This is a genomic window from Enterobacter sp., from assembly GCF_977039595.1.
In genome coordinates this window covers 1-9,095 of sequence record NZ_CDRQYH010000036.1, presented here as the reverse complement: position 1 = coordinate 9,095, position 9,095 = coordinate 1, and the positions used below count along the sequence as shown (strand labels likewise).

General features: G+C 52.4%; 11 protein-coding genes and 1 other annotated feature. Of the genes, 8 read left to right on the top strand and 3 right to left on the bottom strand.

The features are described 5' to 3' along the window. Positions 1-450: PfkB family carbohydrate kinase (locus tag ACWYRJ_RS12485; RefSeq protein WP_455507991.1), on the bottom strand; the 450-nt coding region annotated here is incomplete at its 3' end. 295 nt (positions 451-745) lie between these two features. Between ACWYRJ_RS12485 and ACWYRJ_RS12480 the strand changes: the two genes are divergently transcribed. Further along, on the top strand, positions 746-1,504 hold the full coding sequence (locus tag ACWYRJ_RS12480) for a DUF481 domain-containing protein (RefSeq protein WP_111965612.1): 759 nt from the start codon (positions 746-748) through the stop codon (positions 1,502-1,504). Positions 1,505-1,584: 80 nt separating this feature from the next. Here ACWYRJ_RS12480 and yniD read toward each other — a convergent pair whose 3' ends face one another. Both yniD and yncL read right to left on the bottom strand, forming a co-directional pair. Then, complete coding sequence (gene yniD, locus ACWYRJ_RS12475; RefSeq protein ID WP_008500658.1) at positions 1,585-1,692, bottom strand: small membrane protein YniD; 108 nt, start codon at positions 1,690-1,692, stop codon at positions 1,585-1,587. A gap of 98 nt (positions 1,693-1,790) precedes the next feature. Next, positions 1,791-1,883: a stress response membrane protein YncL gene (yncL, locus tag ACWYRJ_RS12470; protein ID WP_021241082.1), complete on the bottom strand. Its 93-nt coding sequence runs from the start codon at positions 1,881-1,883 to the stop codon at positions 1,791-1,793. A 322-nt stretch (positions 1,884-2,205) separates the two neighbouring features. Here yncL and thrS point away from each other — a divergent pair, with 322 nt between their 5' ends. From thrS to pheT, 7 genes are all read left to right on the top strand, one after another. Next, the gene (gene thrS, locus ACWYRJ_RS12465; protein ID WP_008500657.1) at positions 2,206-4,134 is read left to right on the top strand and encodes a threonine--tRNA ligase; all 1,929 of its coding nucleotides are present in this window, start codon (positions 2,206-2,208) and stop codon (positions 4,132-4,134) included. Positions 4,135-4,137: 3 nt separating this feature from the next. After that, a complete protein-coding gene (gene infC, locus ACWYRJ_RS12460; RefSeq protein ID WP_014069901.1) occupies positions 4,138-4,680 on the top strand; it encodes a translation initiation factor IF-3 in 543 nt (180 codons plus the stop codon). Between the two features lie 97 nt (positions 4,681-4,777). Next, entirely contained in the window at positions 4,778-4,975 is a 198-nt protein-coding gene (gene rpmI / locus ACWYRJ_RS12455; protein ID WP_003030583.1) for a 50S ribosomal protein L35, read from the top strand. 50 nt (positions 4,976-5,025) lie between these two features. Further along, complete coding sequence (rplT, locus tag ACWYRJ_RS12450) at positions 5,026-5,382, top strand: 50S ribosomal protein L20 (protein ID WP_000124850.1); 357 nt, start codon at positions 5,026-5,028, stop codon at positions 5,380-5,382. Between the two features lie 117 nt (positions 5,383-5,499). Beyond that, positions 5,500-5,624 (top strand) — a sequence feature (Phe leader region). Then, a complete protein-coding gene (gene pheM / locus ACWYRJ_RS12445; RefSeq protein ID WP_001386830.1) occupies positions 5,505-5,549 on the top strand; it encodes a pheST operon leader peptide PheM in 45 nt (14 codons plus the stop codon). Its footprint overlaps the feature before it by 45 nt. Before the next feature lie 62 nt (positions 5,625-5,686). Next, positions 5,687-6,670 (top strand): phenylalanine--tRNA ligase subunit alpha, encoded by a 984-nt coding sequence (pheS, locus tag ACWYRJ_RS12440; RefSeq protein WP_020884406.1) that lies wholly within the window; start codon positions 5,687-5,689, stop codon positions 6,668-6,670. A gap of 15 nt (positions 6,671-6,685) precedes the next feature. Continuing rightward, positions 6,686-9,073, top strand: coding sequence for a phenylalanine--tRNA ligase subunit beta (gene pheT, locus ACWYRJ_RS12435; protein ID WP_455507979.1), 2,388 nt, complete (start codon positions 6,686-6,688; stop codon positions 9,071-9,073). Positions 9,074-9,095 lie beyond the last annotated feature (22 nt).

Below are 9,095 nucleotides of genomic sequence, written 5' to 3'. Positions count from 1 at the left end.
CGTCAATTTTTCCGTGCTGACGCCAGGCGGCAGGCTGCCGCTTACCACCAGCAGCGCGCCGCTTTCTATCGTCAGCACTTTCTCTTCAAGCTGACGAAACTCGTCATCGGTAAGTTTCGCGCCCGGCATGACAAAACGGTACTGTTCGCCGCTGGATCCCACGTGGACATGCAGGTTTTGCCGCGTCCAGTCTTTCGCCTCGACGGTGTCTACGGCCACCTGTTCATCGGCCAGCAGAGAGACCAGGTGTTCACCGGTAGCACCACCTGCGGGAAAAATGGCCGTGGCTTTGCCGCCGAGATGGGTAATGGCGCGTGCCACGTTGATCCCGCCGCCGCCAGGCTCAAAGACCGGGGCGCTACAGCGCAATTTACCTTCCGGGTAAATCTGCGGCGTCAGGGTGGCGGAATCAAGGGAAGGGGAGAGCGTCAGGGTGTAGATAGAAACCATCATTACCTCCTTTTAGCATGGGTTCCTTTTAGTCTGGCACCATTTGTCAGGAAGGCAATGTAAATAACAGTATGATTTTAAATATGAATACTGAATAAAAGTCAGGCCGGAGATATATAAAATAAAACGCTTTTTGAGATCGTTCTTATTCAAAAAATGAAATAAGAAAACATTGCTATGTTATTTGCGGCTTTTTATAATTTGTTACCTTTCTCTGGACGCCTTGTCATTGATCCTCAAGAAAGATTCCGGGACCGTGTGGTCTCTTTTTTTGTTGTACGGACTCCTTAATAAAATGAAGCTTTTAAAGACAGTGCCCGCTGCACTGATGCTGGCGGGTGGCGTGTTTGCGGCTATGAACGCGACCGCCGATGATTCCGTTTTTACTGTCATGGACGATCCATCCACCGCGAAAAAACCGTTTGAAGGTAACCTGAATGCTGGGTACCTGGCACAATCCGGTAACACGAAAAGCTCTTCTCTGACGGCGGACAGTACGCTCACATGGTACGGTAATACTACCGCCTGGTCTCTGTGGGGTAATGCCAGCAACACTTCCGCTAACGACGAACGCTCTTCCGAGAAATATGCGGTAGGCGGACGTAGCCGTTACAACATGACCGACTATGACTATCTGTTTGGTCAGGGGAGCTGGTTAACTGACCGTTACAACGGTTATCGCCAGCGCGATGTCTTCACCGCCGGTTATGGTCGTCAGTTCCTGAACGGACCGGTACACAGCTTCCGTTTTGAATTCGGTCCGGGTGTGCGTTATGACGAATACACCAATGGCGATACCAAAACTCAACCGCTCGGTTACGCTTCCGGTACCTATGCCTGGCAGATGACTGACAACACCAAATTTACCCAGGGTGTTTCTGTATTTGGTGCCGACGATACGACGTTGAACTCTGAGACGGCGCTTAACGTGGCTATCAACGAACACTTTGGTCTGAAACTCGCCTACAACGTGACCTGGAACTCTTCACCACCAGAATCTGCGCCGGATCATACCGACCGCAGAACCACGGTTTCACTGGGTTATAGAATGTAATAAAAGCGGGCCGATGATGATGTCGGCCCGTTTATTGTCTGTGACTTTTTGATGTCCCTTCTGATGACCTGCATTCGCCCCTAGCCCCAAATCATTGCCGCCCAACGGAGTAGCAGCATTGCGCCGCAGATGGCAATCAACACCAGCACCATTTTCCAGTGTTTTACGGCAAATCGTTTTGTTGGCATAACCTAATCCTTGTTCGTTAATATCCACAGTCTACCAAACAGGGCCGAAATATGCCCCTTTTCAGGATCGATTGGGTTATGCCAGCGAAGGGTCTGGCTCAGAACCAGTGGAATCGTTCGGCGAGAATCAACAATAAACCTGTGGCGGAAAGGATGTTCAATATCACAACCGTTCTACTGGATACGTTCATGGTATGCACCTTTGGGTTTAAGGACCTGTTCAAGAGTAGCCCAGCATCATCGAAATGCGAGCGCAGGGGAGAAGCAACCTGCAAATTCGTGCGAAAGTGTCAGCCCATCAATCTGGCCGCAGAGGGTGCAATCTCCTTTCTGTTAGTGTTAACATTACGTCGCTTGCCGTAAATCCGAATTAATCTGAATTCGGCAGGTGAATGATGACGAACCAATTTGACGATTGTTGGTCAGATGGTTTCGTAATCTATTGTCAAATCACGATTATTTTCTTTGTATATGCTCTTATGTGTGGGGCATCACTGCAAATAAGGATATAAAATGCCTGTAATTACTCTTCCTGATGGCAGCCAACGCCATTTCGACCGTGCTGTTAGCCCAATGGATGTTGCCCTGGACATTGGTCCTGGTCTCGCGAAAGCGACTATTGCTGGCCGTGTTAACGGTGAGCTGGTGGATGCCTCCGACCTGATTGAAAACGATGCGACGCTTGCCATCATCACCGCGAAAGACGAAGAAGGTCTGGAGATCATTCGTCACTCCTGCGCGCACCTGTTAGGTCATGCCATCAAGCAGCTGTGGCCGAACACCAAAATGGCGATCGGTCCGGTTATCGACAATGGTTTCTACTACGACGTTGACCTTGACCATACTCTGACTCAGGAAGATATCGACGCGCTCGAAAAACGTATGCACGAGCTCGCCGAAACGAACTATGACGTCATCAAGAAGAAAGTTAGCTGGCACGAAGCGCGTGAAACCTTCGTGAAGCGCGGCGAGAGCTATAAAGTCTCTATTCTTGACGAAAATATTTCCCATGATGACAAGCCTGGCTTGTACCATCACGAAGAATACGTCGACATGTGCCGTGGACCGCACGTGCCGAACATGCGCTTCTGTCATCACTTTAAGCTGATGAAGATCGCCGGCGCCTACTGGCGCGGTGACAGCAACAACAAGATGTTGCAGCGTATTTATGGTACCGCGTGGGCCGATAAAAAAGCCCTGAACGCGTATCTGCTGCGCCTGGAAGAGGCGGCGAAGCGTGACCATCGTAAAATCGGCAAGCAGCTTGACCTGTACCACATGCAGGAAGAAGCGCCGGGTATGGTGTTCTGGCATAACGACGGCTGGACCATTTTCCGTGAACTGGAAACTTTCGTACGCTCCAAGCTGAAAGAGTACCAGTATCAGGAAGTAAAAGGCCCGTTCATGATGGACCGTGTGCTGTGGGAAAAAACCGGCCACTGGGACAACTACAAAGATGCGATGTTCACCACCTCGTCTGAGAACCGTGAATATTGCATCAAGCCAATGAACTGCCCGGGTCACGTACAGATCTTTAACCAGGGTCTGAAATCCTACCGCGACCTGCCGCTGCGTATGGCGGAGTTCGGTAGCTGCCACCGTAACGAACCATCAGGTGCGCTGCACGGTCTGATGCGTGTTCGTGGCTTTACTCAGGATGATGCGCATATCTTCTGTACTGAAGATCAGGTCCGTGACGAAGTTAACGCCTGTATTCGTATGGTCTACGATATGTACAGCACCTTTGGCTTCGAGAAGATCGTGGTCAAACTCTCAACGCGTCCGGAAAAACGTATCGGCAGCGATGAGACCTGGGATCGCGCAGAAGCGGATCTCGCCGTGGCGCTGGAAGAGAACGGCATTCCGTTCGAATACCAGCTGGGTGAGGGCGCATTCTACGGTCCGAAAATTGAATTTACCCTGTATGACTGCCTCGATCGCGCATGGCAGTGCGGTACTGTACAGCTGGACTTCTCCCTGCCGCAGCGTTTAAGCGCCTCTTATGTTGGCGAAGACAACGAACGTCAGGTACCAGTAATGATTCACCGTGCTATTCTCGGTTCTCTGGAGCGCTTCATCGGCATCCTGACCGAAGAGTTCGCTGGCTTCTTCCCAACCTGGCTTGCGCCAGTGCAGGTCGTGGTGATGAACATTACCGATTCTCAGGCGGATTACGTTAAAGAATTGACGCAGAAACTACAAAATGCGGGCATTCGCGTAAAAGCAGACTTGAGAAATGAGAAGATTGGCTTTAAAATCCGCGAGCACACTTTACGTCGTGTCCCGTATATGTTGGTCTGTGGTGATAAAGAGGTGGAAGCAGGCAAAGTTGCCGTTCGCACCCGCCGTGGTAAAGACCTGGGCAGCCTGGACGTAAGTGAAGTGATTGAGAAGCTGCAACAAGAGATTCGCAGCCGCAGTCTTCAACAACTGGAGGAATAAGGTATTAAAGGCGGAAAACGAGTTCAAACGGCACGTCCGAATCGTATCAATGGCGAGATTCGCGCCCAGGAAGTTCGCTTAACAGATCTTGAAGGTGAACCACTGGGGATTGTGAGTCTGAGAGAAGCGATCGAAAAAGCTGAAGAAGCTGGAGTAGATTTAGTTGAAATCAGCCCTAACGCCGAACCGCCAGTTTGTCGTATCATGGACTACGGCAAGTTCCTTTATGAAAAGAGTAAGTCTTCTAAGGAACAGAAGAAGAAGCAAAAAGTTATCCAGGTTAAGGAAATCAAATTCCGTCCTGGTACCGACGATGGCGATTATCAGGTAAAACTCCGCAGCCTGATTCGCTTTCTGGAAGATGGCGATAAGGCCAAGATCACACTGCGTTTCCGCGGTCGTGAGATGGCCCACCAACAGATCGGTATGGAAGTGCTTAACCGCGTCCGTGACGATCTGAGTGAACTGGCAGTAGTCGAATCCTTCCCTACGAAGATCGAAGGCCGCCAGATGATCATGGTGCTCGCTCCTAAGAAGAAACAGTAAGGCCTTCAAGCAGCAAAATCTGTGGAGCCTTCGGGTTTCATAGGTTTTGTTCGCCTATGTTTCGTTTATTTAACAATGCGAAGTGGAAGTTATTAAGATGCCAAAAATTAAGACCGTACGCGGTGCTGCTAAGCGCTTCAAAAAAACCGGTGGTGGTGGATTTAAGCGTAAGCACGCAAACCTGCGTCATATTCTGACCAAAAAATCTACTAAGCGTAAACGTCACCTGCGTCCAAAAGGCCTCGTTTCTAAAGGCGATCTGGGTCTGGTTATCGCGTGCCTGCCGTACGCATAAGCCGTTAACGTTTAATTTTTTACTAAGAATATAGATACAGGAGAGCACATATGGCTCGCGTAAAACGTGGTGTAATTGCACGTGCACGTCACAAGAAAATTTTGAAACAAGCTAAAGGCTACTACGGTGCGCGTTCACGCGTTTACCGCGTTGCCTTCCAGGCTGTTATCAAAGCAGGTCAGTACGCTTACCGTGACCGTCGTCAGCGTAAGCGTCAGTTCCGTCAACTGTGGATTGCGCGTATCAACGCAGCAGCACGTCAGAACGGTATTTCTTACAGCAAATTCATCAACGGCCTGAAAAAAGCCTCTGTTGAAATCGACCGTAAGATCCTGGCTGACATCGCAGTATTCGACAAAGTAGCGTTCACCGCTCTGGTCGAAAAAGCGAAAGCAGCACTGGCATAAGCCAGTTGAGAGAGGGGGCCTGGCTCCCTCTTTTCATATAACCCTGTAAGAAGATTGACATTTACCCGTGCAGGCTTTTCAATAAGGTCTTAACGGTTTTTACCAGACAAGGTAACGCAAGCATGAATGCTGCTATTTTCCGCTTCTTCTTTTACTTTAGCACCTGATTTCAGGAGGCTAGCGCGTGAAAGATGAAACGAAAAACAGCGCCAGATAAGCCTCCCGATGGAGGCTTTTTTTGTGCCTGAATTTGAGAGAATAACTCCACCAAATCGGTGTCTGCACCGACATAATGAGGAAAATCATGTCACATCTCGCAGAGCTGGTTGCCAGTGCAACAGCCGCCATTAATCAGGCCTCAGATGTTGCCGCGTTAGACAATGTCCGCGTCGAATATCTTGGGAAGAAAGGGCACCTGACCCTTCAGATGACAACCCTGCGTGAGCTGCCGCCAGAAGAACGTCCGGCAGCGGGAGCGGTGATTAACGAAGCCAAGGAGCAGGTACAGCAGGCGCTTAACGCACGTAAAGCCGAGCTGGAAAGCGCTGTGCTGAATGCGCGTCTGGCTGCCGAGACGATCGACGTCTCTCTGCCGGGTCGCCGCATCGAGAACGGCGGTCTGCACCCGGTTACCCGCACCATCGATCGCATTGAAAGTTTCTTCGGTGAGCTCGGCTTTACCGTGGCGACTGGCCCGGAAATCGAAGATGATTACCATAACTTCGACGCCCTGAACATTCCTGGCCATCATCCGGCACGCGCTGACCACGACACTTTCTGGTTCGACGCAACGCGTCTGCTGCGTACTCAGACCTCCGGCGTTCAGATCCGTACCATGAAGGAGCAGGAGCCACCAATCCGTATTATCGCGCCGGGCCGCGTCTATCGTAACGACTACGATCAGACCCACACCCCAATGTTCCACCAGATGGAAGGCCTGATTGTTGATAAAAACATCAGCTTCACCAACCTGAAGGGCACGCTGCACGATTTCCTGAACAACTTCTTTGAGGAAGATCTGCAGGTTCGTTTCCGTCCGTCCTACTTCCCGTTCACCGAACCGTCTGCGGAAGTTGACGTGATGGGTAAAAACGGCAAATGGCTGGAAGTGCTGGGCTGCGGCATGGTGCATCCAAACGTGCTGCGCAACGTAGGTATCGATCCGGAAGTCTACTCCGGCTTTGCCTTCGGTATGGGCATGGAGCGTCTGACCATGCTGCGCTACGGCGTGACCGACTTACGTGCATTCTTCGAAAACGATCTGCGTTTCCTCAAACAGTTTAAATAAGGGCAGGACAGAACAATGAAATTCAGTGAACTGTGGTTACGCGAGTGGGTGAATACCACGCTGGACAGCGACGCGCTTTCTAACCAGATCACCATGGCGGGTCTGGAAGTGGACGGCGTCGAGCCGGTTTCCGGCGCATTCAACGGCGTGGTCGTCGGTGAAGTGGTAGAGTGCGGCCAGCACCCTAACGCTGACAAACTGCGCGTGACAAAAGTGAACGTGGGCGGTGACCGTCTGCTGGATATCGTCTGCGGTGCGCCAAACTGCCGTCAGGGCCTGAAGGTGGCCGTGGCGACCGTCGGGGCGGTACTGCCGGGCGATTTCAAAATTAAAGCGGCTAAGCTGCGCGGCGAGCCGTCTGAAGGCATGCTGTGCTCCTTCTCCGAGCTGGGTATTTCCGACGATCACAACGGCATCATCGAGCTGCCGCTGGATGCGCCAATCGGCACCGATATCCGTGAATACCTGAAGCTTGACGACAACACTATTGAAATCAGCGTCACGCCAAACCGTGCCGACTGCTTAGGTATCATCGGCGTGGCGCGCGACGTGGCCGTGCTGAACCAGACCGAACTGAACGCGCCGGAGATCGCGCCGGTTGAAGCGACCATCAGTGACGTGCTGCCTATTCAGGTTGACGCTGCGGATGCCTGCCCGCGCTACCTCGGTCGCGTGGTGAAAGGCATCAACGTGAAAGCGCCAACTCCGCTGTGGATGAAAGAGAAGCTGCGCCGCTGCGGTATTCGCTCTATCGACGCCGTGGTCGACGTGACCAACTACGTCCTGCTGGAGCTGGGCCAGCCAATGCACGCGTTCGATAAAGATCGTATCGACGGCGGCATCGTTGTGCGCATGGCGAAAGAGGGCGAAACCCTGGTTCTGCTGGACGGCAGCGAAGCGAAACTGAACGCCGACACTTTGGTGATTGCTGACCACAGCAAGGCGCTGGCAATGGGCGGTATTTTCGGAGGCGAGCATTCGGGCGTCAACGACGAGACGCAAAACGTGCTGCTGGAATGTGCGTTCTTCAGCCCGCTCTCCATCACCGGTCGCGCACGCCGTCACGGCCTGCATACCGATGCCTCTCACCGCTACGAGCGCGGCGTTGACCCGGCGCTGCAGTATAAAGCGATGGAACGTGCGACCCGCCTGCTGATCGACATCTGCGGCGGTGAAGCGGGCCCGGTCATCGAGGTCACCAACGAGGCGACGCTGCCGAAGCGTGCGAACATCACCCTGCGCCGCAGCAAGCTGGATCGTCTGATTGGTCACCACGTTGCCGATGCGCAGGTGACCGATATCCTGAAGCGTCTGGGCTGTGAAGTAACCGAAGGCCAGGACGAATGGAAAGCCGTTGCGCCGTCATGGCGTTTCGACATGGAAATTGAAGAAGATCTGGTGGAAGAAGTGGCCCGTGTTTATGGCTACAACAACATCCCTGACGAGCCTGTGCAGGCAGGTCTGGTGATGGGCACCCACCGTGAAGCCGACCTGTCCCTGAAGCGTGTGAAAACCATGCTGAACGACAAAGGCTACCAGGAAGTGATCACCTACAGCTTTGTTGATCCAAAACTGCAGCAGCTGATCCATCCGGGCCAGGAAGCGCTGATCCTGCCAAGCCCAATCTCCAGCGAAATGTCCGCGATGCGTCTGTCCCTGTGGACGGGCCTGCTGGGTACTATCGTTTATAACCAGAATCGTCAGCAAAACCGCGTGCGAATTTTCGAAAGCGGTTTGCGCTTTGTACCGGATAATCAGGCAAATTTAGGCATCCGTCAGGATCTCATGCTGGCTGGCGCCATCAGCGGTAACCGCTATGAAGAGCACTGGGACCTGGCAAAAGGGACGGTTGATTTCTACGATATGAAGGGCGATCTGGAAGCGATTCTGGATCTGACCGGTAAATTATCTGAAATTGAATTCCGCGCAGAAGCCATCCCGGCCCTGCATCCGGGCCAGAGCGCAGCCATCTATTTAGACGGCAAACGCGTTGGTTTTATTGGGGTTGTTCACCCTGAGCTGGAGCGTAAACTGGATCTGAACGGCCGTACCATCGTGTTCGAGCTGGAATGGAACCCGGTGGCTGACCGCGTGATTCCTCAGGCTCAGGACGTCTCCCGCTTCCCGGCAAACCGCCGTGATATCGCGGTTGTGGTCGCGGAAAATGTGCCCGCAGCAGATATTTTGGCCGAATGTAAGAAAGTTGGCGTAAATCAGGTAGTTGGCGTAAACTTATTTGACGTGTACCGCGGCAAGGGCGTAGCAGAAGGTTTCAAGAGCCTCGCTATTAGCCTTATCCTTCAGGATACCAGCCGTACACTCGAAGAAGAGGAGATTGCCGCTACCGTCGCCAAATGTGTAGAGGCATTAAAAGAGCGATTCCAGGCATCATTGAGGGATTGAACCTATGGCGCTTACAAAAGCT